Source organism: Streptomyces sp. B21-083, assembly GCF_036898825.1.
Classification (GTDB): domain Bacteria; phylum Actinomycetota; class Actinomycetes; order Streptomycetales; family Streptomycetaceae; genus Streptomyces.
Genome location: NZ_JARUND010000002.1, coordinates 4,655,949 through 4,671,988, shown reverse-complemented (window position 1 = coordinate 4,671,988; position 16,040 = coordinate 4,655,949). Strand labels below are relative to the sequence as shown.

At 67.3% G+C, this 16,040-nt stretch carries 12 protein-coding genes and 2 pseudogenes; 6 read left to right on the top strand and 8 right to left on the bottom strand.

Annotated elements, in window-relative coordinates:
• Window positions 1-38: 38 nt before the first annotated feature.
• The 4 genes and pseudogenes from QA861_RS45065 to QA861_RS45050 form a co-directional block, all read right to left on the bottom strand.
• Entirely contained in the window at window positions 39-491 is a 453-nt protein-coding gene (locus QA861_RS45065; protein ID WP_334594743.1) for a hypothetical protein, read from the bottom strand.
• 429 nt (window positions 492-920) lie between these two features.
• A complete protein-coding gene (locus tag QA861_RS45060) occupies window positions 921-1,469 on the bottom strand; it encodes a hypothetical protein (protein WP_334594742.1) in 549 nt (182 codons plus the stop codon).
• Between the two features lie 541 nt (window positions 1,470-2,010).
• The gene (locus QA861_RS45055; protein ID WP_443041422.1) at window positions 2,011-3,546 is read right to left on the bottom strand and encodes an ISL3 family transposase; all 1,536 of its coding nucleotides are present in this window, start codon (window positions 3,544-3,546) and stop codon (window positions 2,011-2,013) included.
• A gap of 359 nt (window positions 3,547-3,905) precedes the next feature.
• Window positions 3,906-4,217: pseudogene (locus tag QA861_RS45050) on the bottom strand (ISL3 family transposase); the annotation flags it as partial.
• On the opposite strand from QA861_RS45050, the gene QA861_RS45045 reads away from it, so the two are divergent.
• From QA861_RS45045 to QA861_RS45030, 4 genes and pseudogenes are all read left to right on the top strand, one after another.
• A complete protein-coding gene (locus tag QA861_RS45045) occupies window positions 4,173-5,279 on the top strand; it encodes a tyrosine-type recombinase/integrase (protein ID WP_334594741.1) in 1,107 nt (368 codons plus the stop codon). The pseudogene QA861_RS45050 and the gene QA861_RS45045 sit on opposite strands and share 45 nt — an antisense overlap.
• Window positions 5,258-5,588 (top strand): annotated as a pseudogene (locus QA861_RS45040) (helix-turn-helix domain-containing protein). The gene QA861_RS45045 and the pseudogene QA861_RS45040 overlap by 22 nt, the downstream one beginning before the upstream one ends.
• Before the next feature lie 83 nt (window positions 5,589-5,671).
• A complete protein-coding gene (locus QA861_RS45035) occupies window positions 5,672-6,055 on the top strand; it encodes a hypothetical protein (protein ID WP_334594740.1) in 384 nt (127 codons plus the stop codon).
• 46 nt (window positions 6,056-6,101) lie between these two features.
• The gene (locus tag QA861_RS45030) at window positions 6,102-6,611 is read left to right on the top strand and encodes a hypothetical protein (RefSeq protein ID WP_334594739.1); all 510 of its coding nucleotides are present in this window, start codon (window positions 6,102-6,104) and stop codon (window positions 6,609-6,611) included.
• A gap of 138 nt (window positions 6,612-6,749) precedes the next feature.
• On the opposite strand, the gene QA861_RS45025 is transcribed toward QA861_RS45030, so the two are convergent.
• Complete coding sequence (locus tag QA861_RS45025; protein ID WP_334594738.1) at window positions 6,750-8,807, bottom strand: SpoIIE family protein phosphatase; 2,058 nt, start codon at window positions 8,805-8,807, stop codon at window positions 6,750-6,752.
• Between the two features lie 219 nt (window positions 8,808-9,026).
• On the opposite strand from QA861_RS45025, the gene QA861_RS45020 reads away from it, so the two are divergent.
• Entirely contained in the window at window positions 9,027-9,950 is a 924-nt protein-coding gene (locus QA861_RS45020) for an ROK family protein (protein WP_334594737.1), read from the top strand.
• Between the two features lie 170 nt (window positions 9,951-10,120).
• Window positions 10,121-12,781 carry a SpoIIE family protein phosphatase gene (locus tag QA861_RS45015; protein ID WP_334594736.1) on the top strand — a complete coding sequence of 887 codons (2,661 nt, stop codon included), beginning with the start codon at window positions 10,121-10,123 and terminating at the stop codon, window positions 12,779-12,781.
• Between the two features lie 8 nt (window positions 12,782-12,789).
• On the opposite strand, the gene QA861_RS45010 is transcribed toward QA861_RS45015, so the two are convergent.
• The 3 genes from QA861_RS45010 to QA861_RS45000 are packed head-to-tail and all read right to left on the bottom strand — an operon-like array spanning window position 12,790 to window position 15,967.
• Window positions 12,790-13,638, bottom strand: coding sequence for a carbohydrate ABC transporter permease (locus tag QA861_RS45010; RefSeq protein WP_334594735.1), 849 nt, complete (start codon window positions 13,636-13,638; stop codon window positions 12,790-12,792).
• Window positions 13,635-14,612 (bottom strand): carbohydrate ABC transporter permease, encoded by a 978-nt coding sequence (locus tag QA861_RS45005; RefSeq protein WP_334594734.1) that lies wholly within the window; start codon window positions 14,610-14,612, stop codon window positions 13,635-13,637. The genes QA861_RS45010 and QA861_RS45005 overlap by 4 nt, the downstream gene beginning before the upstream one ends.
• Window positions 14,613-14,629: 17 nt before the next feature.
• Window positions 14,630-15,967: a sugar ABC transporter substrate-binding protein gene (locus tag QA861_RS45000; protein WP_334594733.1), complete on the bottom strand. Its 1,338-nt coding sequence runs from the start codon at window positions 15,965-15,967 to the stop codon at window positions 14,630-14,632.
• Window positions 15,968-16,040: the final 73 nt, after the last annotated feature.

Below are 16,040 nucleotides of genomic sequence, written 5' to 3'. Positions count from 1 at the left end.
GGCCCGTGCAGTACCACCTTGCGCGCCGGCGTTCCGAGTCACAGGCGAGTGGTGAACCGGCCGTCGGGCAGTTTCCGCAGCCAGCCGCGATCGACGAGTCGGACCAGCTTCCCGCGTAACGGTTCCAGCTTGGCCCGGACGCTGACATCGATCCCCAAGCCTTCGCCGACCTGCCGGGCCTTGACCGGTCCGGCGGCCTGCCGCACGACAGCGAGGATGCGCTGGTAGTCCTGGGGGAGCATGGTCTCCTCCACATCCTGCGCGCGGTGCGGAATCAGCATCACCGCCTGTCCGCCCACCTGCCCAGACGGCGTAGCCGAGGCGCGATCGTCAGCGAGCTGATCACTCACCCGCTCGAGGACTCGTTCGGCGACGACGAGTTCATCACGCTCGACCCGCACCCCCGCCAGCTGTTTGACCAGCTGCTCTTCGAGGTCGTCCAGTTCCGCGCGCCGTGTGGCGATCCGCTCCAGCAGCTCGGGATCCAGCATGTACCGGAGCGTAGACAACCGTCCGCCGACAGCGGGGGAACTGAACGATCAGTTCAATGCTTCCACCACCGACCGGTTGGTCAGGAACTGCTCCCCCGCCTCGATCACCGCACGACGACAGACGATCTACTACTCAAACTCCCGCCCACGACCAGCACGAGTACCCCGAGAGCCGATCACACCAGCCCTTTGACCAGTGACTTCAAGTTGGCGGAGGCTCACCTGCAGAAGAGGGCGCGCCCCTCTGCGTCCGCGGTGGACATCGAGTTGACGGTGTTCTGCTGCCTCACCGGGACTGCCCTGATCATGGACCCCTGGTCGCCGTGCAACCGGACTCTATGAGTTCAACGTGGGTACGCTGCGGCCGCCAGGTCGCTTTCGGTGCCGAAGCCCGTCGATTCGTAGCTGCCAGCCAATCTCTGCCGGGGTTTAGGGTCGATCAAAAGTGGCGGGTTTAATTCTATAAACCTTACCCGCCTCGTCCTCGACGTGAATCTCGACAACGAAATCTGGCAGGGCACCTTCCAATGGACGACCATCCTTCCCCGCTGATTCGGTCTCGGCCCTCCAATCGATCAAATGAACCGTCGCCGAATATCGGCCACCAGGCACCTCGATCCGATTCACGTCCCGCCCCGGAAGGTCGCCCGCTTCCTCAAGGCCGCCAATATAGAGCACACCCGGGGAGGTCAAAAGGTATGATTCGGAAGAGACGAGAACGTATCGCCTTTCTCGCTCTGTGAGTCCCGATCCTGAAAAGTTCCAGCGAATCAATACCTCGAAGACTCCGTCTGCACCCACTCCGATGGGAAGCAGGGCCCCGGCAGAGATGGCCTGGACCAGGAGTTCATCATCCGAGGCCCAGTCGTCCCAGTCATCGGGCTCGCCTTTCTCCGTGAAGTACTCCGTCTGCCACAGTGCGCACAGGCCTGCGTCAGTGCGCACCGTCCTCGAGATTTGCTGAGGGGTCGAGCTCATCGGAACATCCATTCACAATCGCTGCGAGCTGTCATTGTCGGGGGATGATGCGAACAGAATCAACTTCGTCTCCGATTTGGAGTCCCAGTCTCCTGATTTGTCGATCAATTTGTGGACCAAGGCTGCGATTAACCGAAAAGTCGAGAGGTGACAAATTGCTGACGTCGTCTATCCCGGCCCAGCTGAAGGTCAATCACGTGGTCAATGTCCTTGCCTTCCTCGGTCACATTGCCTGCGTTCCGCCACAACTCGGCGGCACTGGTGCTACCTCGTGCGGTCGCGGCATCGCTCACCACCAACCTATCAGCCGCGTTCAGTGCAGCCACTTTCGCATCAGCAGCATTAATTTGGTCCGCCGACCAACCGTTCTTGTACTTGAGCGTAATAACACACTCTTCCCCACCCGTATTGTGGACGAGAATTGGTGTGGCGCCCGCCAACACATAGTACGTATGCAGTTGCCGGACGGTGAGATTCCAGCGGTTTGGGGACTGTAAAACGTTCGGCCCTGTCTCTCTTTCGGTGGTGACGGAGCGTGCTGCTATCCGAGGAGGATGCGGTGGCGGAGGAGGGTGAAGCCTGCTCGTCCGTGCATCTGTCGTGCGATCCGTTTGGTCTTGGTGTTGACGCCTTCGGTGGGGCCGTTGCTGTACGGAAGTGTGAACCCGGCGGTCACGGCGTCGAGGTCTCGCTCCAGGCCGCGGGTGAAGGAGTGCAGATGGGGTAGATCCGCTGTTCGGACTTGGTCGATCCAGCCCGTGAGCGCGTCGGCGTTGTCGGCGTGGGGCGTAAGGAGCGGGGCGAAGTCCCTGATGCCGGTTGCCAGTTGTGTCATCTCGGGGCAGGCGTTGGTGAGCTTGGCGAGGAGCTGGTGTTGATCGGCTTTGAGGTTGTCGGGCCTGGTCAGCAGCATCCGGGCGAGCCTGCGCGGGGAGATATGGCTGCGGTCGGCGTCCGCGCGGCCCTGGTTGATGTACTTGTGCAGGAGGTTCAGGCAGCCCGTGAAGCCGAGGGCTTTGATCTCTTCGAAGAGGTGCTTGACCGGGACGCCGGGGTCCTCGGCCCGTCGTTTGCGCAGGTGTTCGCGGTAGGGGTCGACGAGGCCGGCGCGGTATTTGGGGACGCGGAGCATGCGTTCAGGCCGGTCGGCTCGGGCGTAGCGTTTGACGGTGTTCAGGGCCAGTTGGAGACGGCGGGCGCATTCGAGCAGGCCGACGCCCTGGTCGAGCAGGCCGTGGACCTGGTTCCAGCGTTCCAGGGTGGTGCGGGCGCGGGGTCCGTCGTAGATGGGTGCGTCCAGCACGGTGGCCCAACAGGTGCTGTGCGCCTTGACCTCGCTGAGGGCTGCTTCGCACAGGTTGTGCCAAATATGCCACCGGTCCGCGACCTGGACCGCGTGGGGCAGGGCGCGGCGGATGGCCTCGGCGTAGGTGGCCGAGCCGTCACGGCATACGATCTCGATGCCCGGATGCTCGCGCAGCCACGCTTCCAGAGTGTCGGCCGTGCGGCCGGGCAGCACGTCGATCCGCTCATGAGTCTCGGCGTCGATGATCACGGTGGCGTAGCGGTGCCGGCGGCGCAGTGCGAAGTCGTCGACGCCGATCACACGGGGCACCCGCCCGGCAGGCAACGGGATCCGCAGCAGGACGCGCAGGGCCGTGTGACGAGACAGGCTCACCGCCAATATCGCGAGCAGACGTGCCCCGGCCCGGCCCGCTAACTCCTTGACCACGGCCTTGACTTGCCTGGTCAGGCGGGTCGTGCGCCGCTGGTAGCGGTCCAGGACACCGGGTACCTGTTCGCGGAAGGTGTGGCGACAGCCGCGGGTGGGGCACACCAGACGCCGCACCCGCACACAGACCACCACCCGTCGTTCATCGACCGGCACGTCCGCGACTGTCCGCCAGTGATAGCCGTGCACGCGTTCCGACGGGGTCCCGCACACCGGGCAGACTGCAGTGTCCTGCGGAGTTCGTGCCCGCACCACGATCCGCTCACCTTCGTCGACTACATCCTCGATGACCAGCGGGGACAGGCCCGAAAAGACCGTCTGCACAAGCTCGTTGACATCCTTCACATGAATGTCAACGACCCATCACAACGCTCCGTCACCACCGAAAGCGAGACAGGGCCGCTCGTTTGACAGACCCCTCCTAGCACGTTTCGTAGGCCGAGCGCCGGAGCGCGAACGCTCCGCGACTTGTAGGGTTGACACAACCTGCGTGGCTGGCACATGGAAGCGGTAATGCTTGTGTCCGTGGTACTCGCGGTGGCCGCCCGGTGGCCGGACGCCTTTGGACGACGTCGAACGAGGTAGCACCGGACAACCGGCTGCATGTGCTCTGATCAGGCTGAACGTCGCTCGGCAGTAAGACGCGGCATCACGCAACACGATCCCTCATGGACTCGTAATGCGTAGGTCTCGGGTTCGAATCACCGAACGTAGCTCCAGGGCGAATCCGGGGTCAGGCTCCCGAGCTGGGGTCTTTCCTTTCGGGTTTCGGCGTCGATCACTACGGTCGCGTAGCGGTGGCGCTGGGGCAGAGCGAAGTCGTCGGCACCGATCACGCGGGGCACCCGCCCGGCGGCCAACGGGATCCGCACCAGGGTGCGCGGGGCCGTGTGACGCGACAGGCCCACCGCGAGTATCGCCAGCAAGCGTGCTCCGGTCCGGCCCGCTAACTCCTTGACCACAGCCTCGACTTGACCGGTCAGACGGGCGGTGCGTCGCTGGTACCGCGCGAGCACTGGGCGCCCGCATCGGCGGAGGAGCTGGAGCAGTTCGAGACCGACGCGCTCTCCGGGTTCGTCCTCGCACGAGCCTCTGCGGGCTTGGCGGACGGCACGATCCGCTGGGACGTCGGGCACCTGGACCAGATCAGAACCTCGTTCGGCCGACCGCTGTGGGGCATGGAGCCGGCCGACGACGACGCGTACTTCGGGAAGGTACTGCGTGGCTCGCCGAGCGGGACCCGGCTGGCCCGGTCCCAGGCGCTGACCACGTACTTCCTGTTCCTGGAGCTGCGGCACAAGGTCGAGCTCCACCGGATGACCGGCCGGGTCATCGAGTGCCCGATCGACGAGATGAACAAGCCGCGCGGCGCGAAGGACGCCCAGCTGCGTATCCCGCCGGGCGAGCCGGAGGTCGGAACGCTCTTCACCGGCTGGGGCGGTGAGCTGGCCACCTGCCACAAGTTCGCCCCTACCGCCAGGAACTACACCGCCTCGAAGTTGCTGTCCCAGGTCGGCCTGCGAGTGAGCGAGGCATGCGGGCTCGACCTGGACGACATCAAGTGGGACTTGGGCCGCTTCGGCAAGCTTCACGTCCGCCACGGCAAGGGCGCCCGCGGCTCGGGTCCGCGCGAGCGGAAGGTGCCGCTGATCAACGGCGCCGACCGGACACTTCGGTGGTTCATCGAGGACGTCTGGGGTCAGTTCGACGACGACCACACGCGCCCCGGCGCCCCGCTGTTTCCCTCTGAACGCGAGAACGCCGACAGGTCCTCGCGCCGGGTGGGCGACGACGCCCTGCGCAATGGGCTCAAGGACGCGGCCAATGTGCACCTGCCCGGATGGGGCGAGAAGCTGACGCCGCACGTCCTGCGACATTTCTGTGCGTCGTCCCAACTCTACCCAAGTGGGCTGGACTTGCTCGCGATCCAGGAGGTTTTGGGACACTCGTGGATCGCCACCACGATGCGATACATCCACGCAGAGCAGGCCCGGGTCGAGGACGCCTGGGTCGCCGGGATGGAACGGGCCGCGAAGCGGCTGGAAGGACTGGTCCGATGCGGTGGAACCTGCGGCTGACCGCCGCGAACAAAGGGGTCTGGAAGGCTTCCGAGCTTCAGCGGAACCCTGGCCGAGCACGGGTTGGTGATCTCGGCGGGGAAGATGTCCGGCCTGTGGTCAGGACAGCCCGTTTCGCTCAAGTTGGAGGACCTGGACGTCATTTGCGTCGTCCTTGGCTGCGAGATCGGCGACCTGCTGATCCCCGAGCCGGAGAAGGTCAGCCGCCCGGGGCAGACGGAGATGGAACGAGCGGCGGTCGGCGCGGGGACTGCCACACCGGCGGTGATTCCCAAGCGCCGGGACGGCCGGTCGCTGCCGCCGGAGTGAACTGATGGCACGCTTCCCGAAGGGTTACGTCAAGCCCGCCAGCTCCTGCCCAGGCTGCCTGGCCTGTGCGGCTGACGGTCGGCATGCCGGTGGACATCGGCAACCGTCGGCTGACGATCGCCGGACGAGCACGCCCTCTTGATGACCTCACCCTGAAACTGTTGCTGGACCGGCTGGAACACCGGCGACGCCGGTGGCCGAACACGGCCAACCTCCACCTGCTGATCAACAACCAGACCGCGACGAAGACCAACCGCGCCAGCAACCACTGGATCAGCGCGCCCCTGCGCGGACAGGACGCGACGCTGGAGCGGCTCCGCGTCGACCGGCAGCTCGAAGAGGCCCTCACCCACGGGCCCGAGCCCCTCCACCTCGCCGAGGTGTTCGGGCTCGACGAGAAGACCGCCATGCGCTACGCGGACTCCGCACGAGCTCTGCTGGAACAGAGCGCCGAACAGCCACTTTGATGAAACCGGCTCGACCGGGACGCACCATGAAGGGAATCATGGGCGAGTGACGTCGACCGAAGCAGCAGCACTCGCCCTACAGGACCATGCCGCCCTCTGGAACATGGGCGAGATCCGTGCAACCGATGTCGTCACTGGCGCCTGCGATGCGCTCCTCGCCGGCCTCGACAGTCCCGCCCTGAGGATGCTGGCCGCATGCACACGCGCGGAGGCGGATTACGACGTCCCCGACCTCCTTTCCCCAGCACTCGACGAACTGGGCCTCACCTTCTACCCAGTGGGCAGCGTTGCCGGACAGGAAGCCGCCGCACGGGCACTTGCCGCCCGGATGCTGGCGGGCGAACTGACGCCACGCGAGCTGGTCTTTCGGATCCACCAGCGCTTCGGGCACGAACTGCCCTTGGTCGAACAACTCGCTAACCTGGACGACGAGTACGACATCCTCGAATACGGCGACAGGACATCGGCACAGGTCGACGCCGACGTTCTGGCGGAAGCTCTTCGGCTCAATCAGCATCCTCGTGTTACACCCGAACCCACGGATCCTCTGAGCTGAAGCACACCGGTGGATCCGTGGGTTCGCACTGAAGAGACTTCGGTTTCCGTGAACCCACGGGACTCTCCGGCCTTGGGACAGAGCGGTGCAGCGGCCGAATGCGAGATTGATCTTGGGTACCCGTCACGCCGGCGGCGTTCAGGAAGATCTCGGGGTTTCCGGTAGCCCGACAAGCTGTGCCAGGAGCAGGGCCACGTCGTCCTGTTCGGCGCCCGGTTCGAGGATGCTGAGGACGCTGTCGCAAGCCGCCTCCAGCGAGGCGTGAGGTTCGGCCAGTTGTGAGCAGAGGCGCTTGAGCCCGTCGCTGATGTCCTGGCCGCGGGCTTCGATGAGGCCGTCGGTGTAGAGAGCGAGCACCGAGCCGTCGAGCACGTCGAACTGCACTTCCTCGAACTTCACACCGCCGACGCCGAGCGGGGCCCCGGACGGCATGTCCAGCAACCGGACGCTACGGCTGCCGTCAGCAGTGGGTTCCGGCTGGATCATCACCGGCGGAACATGTCCGGCTCTCGCGATGACGCAGCGCCTTAGCGAGGGGTCGTACACGGCGTAGACGCACGTCGCCATGAGTGCCTCATCCGGGTCATGAGTCAGGTCGGCGGCGATGTCGTCGACGTGCTGCAGCAGTTGAGCGGGCGGGAGATCGAGTACGGAGAGGGTGCGTACCGCGGTACGTAGCAGGCCCATCGTGGCAGCAGCGCGCAGACCGTGGCCGGTGACGTCACCGATGACCAGAGCCACCCGTCCTCCGGCGAGCCGTGTGACGTCGAACCAGTCGCCACCGGCCTCGTTGCCGGCGCTGCCGGGGACGTACCGGAAGGCGATGTGTACTCCGGGTGGTTCGGGGATGTGCTGGGGCATGAGCGCGCGCTGCAACATGAGCGCGCCTGCGCGCTCGCGGGTATAGAGGCGGGCGTTGTCCAGCGATGTGCTGGCACGGTCGGCCAGCTTCATGGCGAAGCCCAGGTCGGCATGGTCGAACGGGGGGCTGTCGTTCGCCCGGTGCACCACCAGCAGGCCGAGCACTATGCCTCCCGCGCGCAGCGGCAGCATCATCATCGAGTGGACGCCCAACTCCAACGCGGCCCGGACTTTGGGGTCACCCGGGTAGGTGGCGGACCGCAACCGCTCGGGGGAGTCGAGGAGTTGTGGGAGGCCGCTGCTCAGCGCCTCGTCGGCGGCCGAGTTCTCCGAGACGTTGACGGACTGGCCGACCCGCAGCATGCGATCGACCGTGGGGTTGTGCTGTGTCCAGGCGACGCCCAGCTGGATGAGGGGGGTGCGGTGGGTGGGCGCATGTCGGGGAAGTTCACCGTCGGTGACCACTGATTCGAGCAGGACGACCCCCGCGTAGTCGCTGAACCCGGGGGCCAATGTGCCGGCCAGTCGCTCGGCGATCCTGGGGATGTCGAGCAGGTCGGCGACGCGGGAGCCGACATCGTTGAGCAGCGAGAGACGCTGGCGGACGAGTTCGTTCTTTCTCGCGGTCCGGTGCCGTTCCGTGACGTCCGTGATGGTGCAGGCGACGCCGATCACCCTGTGGTCCGTATCCGCCAGGCGACTGCAGGATACGGAACAGAACCCCTCCCCGCCCGGTCCTGGCAAGGTCATGTCGATCATGGAGCGGCCGGTTCTCAGCACCTGGCGTTGCAGTTCGAGGAGCAAGAGGCCGACAGGCTCGTCGATCACCTCGTCCACACTGTGGCCCAGGTGGTCCACGAGTGGATGGTGGTCGAGCCGGGCCAGGGCCTGGTTGGCCCTGACGCACCTCAGGTCGTTGTCGAAGATCGCGACGCCCAGGGGGGTCGATTCGAGGAACGACTCCAGCGCGGCCGAGTCGGCCGCCTCCAGGTCCGGCCGGCTCGTCTCGGCGAGTGACGCGTGGACGAACGCTCTCCCGTCTCCATCGAGGAGGCGGGACGAGCGCACATGGACCCGGATGGGCCGGTCGTCCCGGTGCCGCAGGGGCAGGAGGCCGCTCCAGCACTCGGAGCTCAGGAGCGCTGTGAGGATGTCGGAGCGTGCTTTCGGGTCAAGGCTCTTGGGGTCCATGAGGTGGTCGAAGCGACGACCCAGGACACGTTTCCCCGTCCAGCCCAGCATGTCCTGGGCTGACTGGCTCCACAGTCTGATGCGGCCGGTGGCGTCCAGTACGACGACCACGGTGTTCGGCGCGAGGGCCGCGGGTTCCGGCACGCCGCGAGAGTGGCCCGGGTCGCCCTCCGGTACGCCGGAGGCATGTGGTGGGAAGGTCACTCGTCACCTCCCTCCCCGGAATTTCGGGCGCGTGTCTGATTATCGACCCATATGGTGGGTAATGATAAAAAGATTCGGGACTGGTGGCCGCCACAGCCTTACCGTCCGCGGCCGGTCCGCAGACGTCGAGGCGCCGGTGGGCAAAGAGGGGAGCCCGTAGTGAAGCGCTGGCTCGGCGTCGAGATGGGTGTCGACGAGTTGAGGTGGGCGCTGATCGTGGGGGACTCGGTCGAAGCGAAGGGCAGCGCCGGAACTCCTCGGGCGGGGCTGCTGCACGCCATCGACGCCGTGGCTCGGACGACCCGGGAACACCGTGCGGACGGGCTCGGGGTGGCGGTCCCAGGGGATCTGAACCGCGAGAGCGGACTCGTCGGAGCGGGCAGTATGAACCTTGTCGGTCCCTGGGCCGGATACCCGCTGCGGGACGAGCTGGCGTACCGGGTCGGATGCCCGACGGAGATTCTCAACGACGCGCGGGCGTTCGGGCACGGCGAGCTCGTGCTGGGCGCGGCGAAGGGTTTGGAGAACGTACTTTTCATCATGCTGCACAGGGGCGGCGTGGGCGGTGCCTACGCGTTCCAGGGACGGATCCTGGCGAGTGCGGACGACCGCGTCGGCGAGTTCGGCCACATCACCGTGGAGCCCGACGGTGCCCACTGCCCGGGCTGCGGTGGCCGGGGATGCCTGGAGACCTTCGCCAGCGGCCAGGCCATCGTCCGCCGGTTCCGGGCTCGCTCCACCTGGAGCCCGTCCGGGGTGGCCGCGGTGACCGAGGCCGCCGAGGACGGCGACCGTACCGCCGTGGACGTGCTCACCGAAAGCGGGCGTGCTGTGGGCATCGTTCTGAACAGCCTGGCCGCCGCCTTTCCCACCCAGGCGGCGGTGGTGGGCGGCGACATCGCGTCCGCCGCGCTGCCCTGGATGGTGGACGCGATCAGGGCCAAGCTCGCCGAACGTCCGAACTGCACCTTCGAGCCGGACCTCCTGCCCGCGTCGCTCGGCGTCTGGGCGCCGGCGCTCGGCGCCGCTCTGACCGTCGCCCTCCCGCCCTCCGTGGTCGAGGGGAATGAGGGCGAAGGGTGAGTCCTGGGCCGCGACGTCGTCCAGCCGCCCGCCGGGGGCGGCGGACGACGTCACGGGCCGGACCCGTCGTGCTTCCCTCCTGCGACCTACGCTGGAAAGGGCGGTGCCCGAGATGACCGGTTCCGCGTGCGGAAAACCGTCTCCCATACCCGGCGGCGAGGTGAGTTGCCATGCATCCGAGTTATGACGCTCCCGAGGCCGGGGGCGAGGGCCTCGGCGACATGACGGACGCCGTGGCCGCCGTCGATGCGCACGGCACGGTCTCGGCGTGGAGCGACGGTGCCCGGCAGCTGCTCGGTTATGCGCCCTCCGATGTGATCGGCCGCCCCGCCGCGCGTCTGCTGGCCGGGGACCCGCCCGTGGCTGCCCTGCGGCAGGCGGCCGTTTCCCGGAGCTGGAGCGGCAGGGTGGCACTGCGGCACGGGGACGGCCGCCGACTGGAAGCGGACCTGCGGGCATGGTCGGTGCCGGACGCCGACGGACAGCCCCAGTGGTTTCTGGTCCACACCCGCTCGGCCAAGAGCGCAGCCGACGGCCCTCAGCCGGCCACGTACGACGATCCCCAGCTGAGCACGTACGGCGATCCGCGCCTGCTGGATTGGGCTTTCGCGCTGTCCCCGCTCACCTTGGCGATCTACGACGTCGACGGGCGGATCCTGCGGATGAACGCCGCGGCACGCGGCCTGCTCGGCCTCGCGGAGGACGACACGGTGCTCGGACAGGTCATCGAGGACCTGTACGGGGATGCCCGGGCGCAGGGCATCCTTTCCGCCTCCGCCTTCTCCGAACACGTGACTGAGACGATGCGCGGAGTGGCCCGGACGGGCCAGGGGATCCGTTACGAGGTCTCCGCTCCGACGTCTCATTCCCGGGAACCGACCTGGTGGGCCGTCACCATGTCGCCCGTGACAGATCGGACCGGCACGGTGCGCGGAGTGTTCACCGCGGGATGCGACATCACCGAGCAGTTCGTGGCGCGGCAGCGGCTCGCCGTCCTCAACGAGGCGAGCGCCCGGATCGGTACCACGCTGGACGTGACGCGTACGGCGGACGAACTGACCGAGGTGGCCGTTCCCCGGGTCGCAGACTTCGTCAGTGTCGATCTGCTCGATTCCGTGCTGCACGGCGGCGAGCCGCCTACGGGCCCGGTCGACGGGACAGTGGCTCTGCGCCGGGTCGCGCACCGGTCCATGACCGAGGGCGCACCCGAGGCCGCGGTCGTGCTGGGAGCGTTGGACACCTACCCGGACTTCGCGCCGCCCGCCCGCTGCCTGGTCTCGGGCCGACCCGTCCTGAGTGGGCGAGGCGACGACGACTTCGACCGGTGGGCCCGGGGGCACCCGGCCAGGGCCGCCCGGGTACGCGACTACGGGATCCGCGAAGTGATGGCGATACCGGTGCGTGCCCGCGGCACCACTCTCGGCGTAGCGGTCTTCGCGCGTCGGCGCCCCGAGCCCTTCACGTCGGACGACCTGGTGCTGGCCGGTGAAATGGTGGCCAGGGCAGCTGTCTGCGTCGACAACGCCCGCCGCTACACCCGCGAGCGCTCCACCGTCCTCACCCTGCAGCGCAGCCTCCTCCCGAGGCAGCTGCCGCAGCTGGAGGCCGTGGAGGTCGCCACCCGCTACCTTCCCGGCAGCTCCCAGGCCGGCATGGGCGGCGACTGGTTCGACGTGATTCCGCTGTCCGGCGCCCGGGTCGCCCTGGTGGTCGGCGATGTCGTCGGCCACGGTATCCACGCGTCGGCGGCCATGGGACGGCTGCGTATCGCGGTGCGGACCCTCGCCGATGTCGATCAGGCCCCCGACGAGCTCCTCACCCAGCTGGACGACCTGGTCATCCGCCTGGCCGCCGAGGGCATCAGCACGAAGGACGACGACCGCGCGAAGACGGCCACCCCCGACCGGACGGCCGGCGGTGAAGCGCGGGCCGGCCTCGACGAGCGGGGCCCCGGCGACGGGGCCGACCGTAACGAGATGACGGGCCTCGACGAGCGAGCAGCCCCCTACCAGGGGGACGCTCTCCATGAGATCACCGAGACAGCCGACCTTCCGGAAGCCGTCGGCGAAATGGCCGCCACTTGCCTCTACGCGGTGTACGACCCGATATCCCGCCACTGCACCTTCGCCCGCGCCGGCGGCCCGGTGCCCGCGCTCGTCCGGAGCGACGGCACCGTCGATCTGCTCGACTTTCCGGCAGGCCCCAGGCTCGGCATCGGTGGCCTGCCCTTCGAGGCCACCGAGATGGAAGTGCCCGAAGGCAGCCTGCTCGCCTTCTACACCGACGGCCTGATCGACGCCCGGGCCGGCAACCTCGACGAACTGTGCCGTGTCCTGTCCGGTAACCACAGGCAGCCGTTGGAACGCACCTGCGACACAGTTCTCGAACGACTGCTCCCCTCCGTCCCCACCGACGACGTCGCCCTGCTCATCGCGCGTACGCACTCTCTCGGCGACGACCGGGTCGCCACCTGGGAGCTGGACCTGGACCCCTCCGTCGTCGCCGACGCCCGCAAGCGGGCGTCCGACCAGCTGGCCGGCTGGGGACTGGAGGACCTCACGTTCGTCACGGAACTGGTTGTCAGCGAGCTGGTGACCAATGCCATCCGGCACGCCGAGGCCCCCATCCGACTACGGCTGATCCTGAACCGGTCACTGATCTGCGAGGTCGCCGACGGCAGCAGTACCGCACCGCATCCGCGTCGGGCCCGAATCTTCGACGAGGGGGGCCGCGGACTGCTGCTCGTCGCCCAGCTCACCGATCGCTGGGGGACCCGCCAGACACCGACCGGCAAGATCATCTGGGCTGAGCAGTCCCTCCCCGAGACCTGATCGCCTGCTCACCATCGGACGACGGAACTCGCCACGCCTTGCACGAACCAGCGCTGGAAGACCGCGAACATCACCAGCACCGGGGCGACGAGCAGGACTCCGAAGGCCAGGATCCGGCCCCAGTCCGGTGGCTCCTGGCTCTGGAAGACGCTCATTTCCAGCGGCAGCGGCCGGAGGGAAGGGGCGGAGATCATGAGCACCGGCCAGAGGAAGGAACCCCACTGGACAAGGAAGGTCAGGATCGCGACGGAGGCGAAGACGGGTTTGGACATCGGGATGACGATGGATAGGAAGGTGCGCCACGGCCCCGCGCCGTCGATCCGGGCCGCTTCCTCGATGCTGCGGGGGATCCCGCTGAAGAACGTGTGGAACTGGTAGATCGAGAAGGCGTTGGCGACGAACGGCAGGGCAAGGATGTGCAGGGTGTTCCGCTCGCCGTTGAACAGGTAGAACAGCGGCACCGCCACCGACTCGAACGGCACCAGCATCAGCAGCAGCACGAGGAGGAACACGCCGTCGCGTCCTCGCCAGCGCAGCCGGGACAGCGCGTACCCGGCCATCGAGTTGACCAGCAGCCCGCCCACGACCACCGTGGCCGCCACGGTGAGCGACACGGCCATGAACTGCCAGAAGTAGCCGGTGCTCGGGGAGGAAAGACTCTCGAACACCCCCTCGTAGTTGCGCAGCGTCAAGTGGGTGGGTACGAAGCCCGACAGCCCGTTCAGCACCTCGTCCGAGGGCTTGAAACTGCCGATGACCAGGTACAGCACGGGCAGGACGTGGAGGAGTGCGAGAACGCCCAGCGTGAGGTACTCGCCGGTGCGGCGCGGTCTGCCGTACCGGCGCCGGGGGCTCACCGGGCCTCGCTCTCGGCGCGCACGAAACGGCGTTGCAGGAGCGTCAGGGCGACGACGATGACGAAGAAGACCACCGTGATCGCGGAGGCCATCCCGATGTTGCCCTGGTCGAAGGCGACCGTGACGGCTTCGTACATGACGGTACGGGTGGCGTTCTCGTCGAGGCCTCCGCCGCCCCGGATCAGGATGTAGATCTGGTCGAAGACACGGAACGCCAGTACTGATGTCAGCAGCGCGACGAAGACCAGGGTGCCGCGGATCCCCGGCAGCGTCACATGGAGGAACTGCTGCCAGCGGCCGGCCCGGTCGATCCTCGCCGCCTCGTACAACTCCTCCGGGATCTGCTGCAGCCCCGCCAGCAGGATGACCATCTGGAAACCCACGCCCTGCCACACCGACAGCACCACGACGGACGCCATCGCGGTGGCCGCCGAGCCCAGCCAGTCGTACGCGGTCCAGTGGCCGAAGCTGATGTACGACAGCACCGTGTTGAGCATGCCCTGGTCGGCGCGGGAGAGGATCAGCCGCCAGATGACTGCGACCAACGCCATGGGGAAGACGACCGGCAGAAAGAACAAGGACCGGAAGACGCCGATCCCCTTCAGCCGGCGATTGAGCAGCACGGCCAGCGCGAGGGCGATGCCGGTCTGCAACGGGACGGCGGCACCGGCGAACACCAGGTTGTTCAGCAGCGACCGCAGGAACTGGTCCGACAGGTCGGGGTCGGTGAACAACCGCCGGTAGTGTTCCAGCCCGAAGAACTCCGGGGGTCGTGGGGAGCCGAGCCGCACCTTGTAGAAGGACAGCACCACCGCGTAACCGAAGGGCACCCCGACGAAGGTGATCAGCCCGATCAGCGCGGGCGCCGACATCGCGAGGCCGGGCACCTGGTCGGGGCCGCCGCGCAGTCGGCTCCGGCCGTCGCGCGCCCGGTTCCGGCCGCCGGGCCGGGTGGTGCCTCGGTGCGCAGTCACAGCCCGCCCCCACCCGCTCAGTTCAGCTTGTAGTCGTCGTTGTCGGCGTAGTCCCGGTCGATGGCGCGGGCCGCCTTGGACAGTGCCGACTGCGGGTCCGCGCCTCCGTAGATGGCGTTCACCGCCGAGCTGAACTCGCTGGTGATCACCGGGTACCCGGCGGTGACCGGCCGGGTGACGGCCACACAGGACTTGGTGATGTCCGTGTCGCCGCAGGACTTGTCGAGCTGTTCGGCGAACAGGTGGAGCGGGCCACCGGCCTTGTAGAGCGGGCTCGTGGCTAGCACGGACCTGGTTCCGGGCGGCGCGCCGTTGGCGTCGGTCATGGCCTTCACGTGCGAGTCGCCCAGCAGGTAGTCCAGGAACGCGCCGGCCGCCTTTCCGTTCTTGGTCTCCGCCCCCATGCCCCAGGCCCACGACCCCTGTCCGGTCTTGGGCCCGAGACCGAAGTCCGGCAGCGGCATGATGACGAGGTCGGAGCCCAGCGCCTTGCTGTACGCGGGGTAGAGCCAGTGGCCGACCCAACTGAGCCCGACCCGCCTGCTCGTCATCGCGTTGGCATCGGTGTTCGGATCGACGTACGGCTTCCAGGACTGGAACCTCTTGAACGCCTTGACGGCGTCGGGGGTGTCCATCACGCCGGTCGCCTTGTTGTCCTGGATGAGCTTGCCTCCGGCCGACCAGAGGATGGGGGAGAAGCCGTACGTCCCCCATTCGGTGCCGAGGCCGTCGGCTTCCTGGATGTCCAGGACCTTGCCGTCGGAGTCCTTGGCGGCGAGTTTCTTCAGGGCGCCGTCGAACTCGTCGGCGGTCCAGGCCTCGGACAGGCTCTTCGGGTAGTCCACACCGGCCGAGTCCAGCAGGTTCTTGTTGCCGTACAGCCCGAGGGCCGAGTCGAACATGCCGAGCCCGTAGAGCTTCCCGTTCGCCGTGCCCTGGTTCTTGATCGCGTCTGTGGCGTTGTCGACGGTCTTGGACGAGACGTACGAGGAGATGGGGGTGAGCTTTCGGTTGTAGACGAAGTTCGCCATGGTCGGACCGTCGAACTCCAGGACGTCCGGCAGTTCCGACGCCTGGGTGGCGGTGATGGTCTTGGTGTAGTCGTTGGCCGGGATGAGCTTCAGAGTCGCCTTGACGTCGCTCTGCGCCTTGTTGAACGACGCGACGGTGTTCTGCAGGACCTTGTCCTCACTCGCCTGGCCCTGATGCGCCCAGATGGTGATGTCGCCCTTGCCGCTGCCGCCTTCGCCCTGTGACGAGTCGCCTCCGTCCCCGCCGCACGCGGTGAGAGCCGCGACCGGCAGAACCAGCGCCACACACAGCCAGGTGACTCGATGCCGACTCCGCACGATCACGATAAGCCTCCCGCCAATTGTCAGTAAATGTCATGCTATTCGTGTGTGAGTCTCCGGCATCAGCTGGAGACAC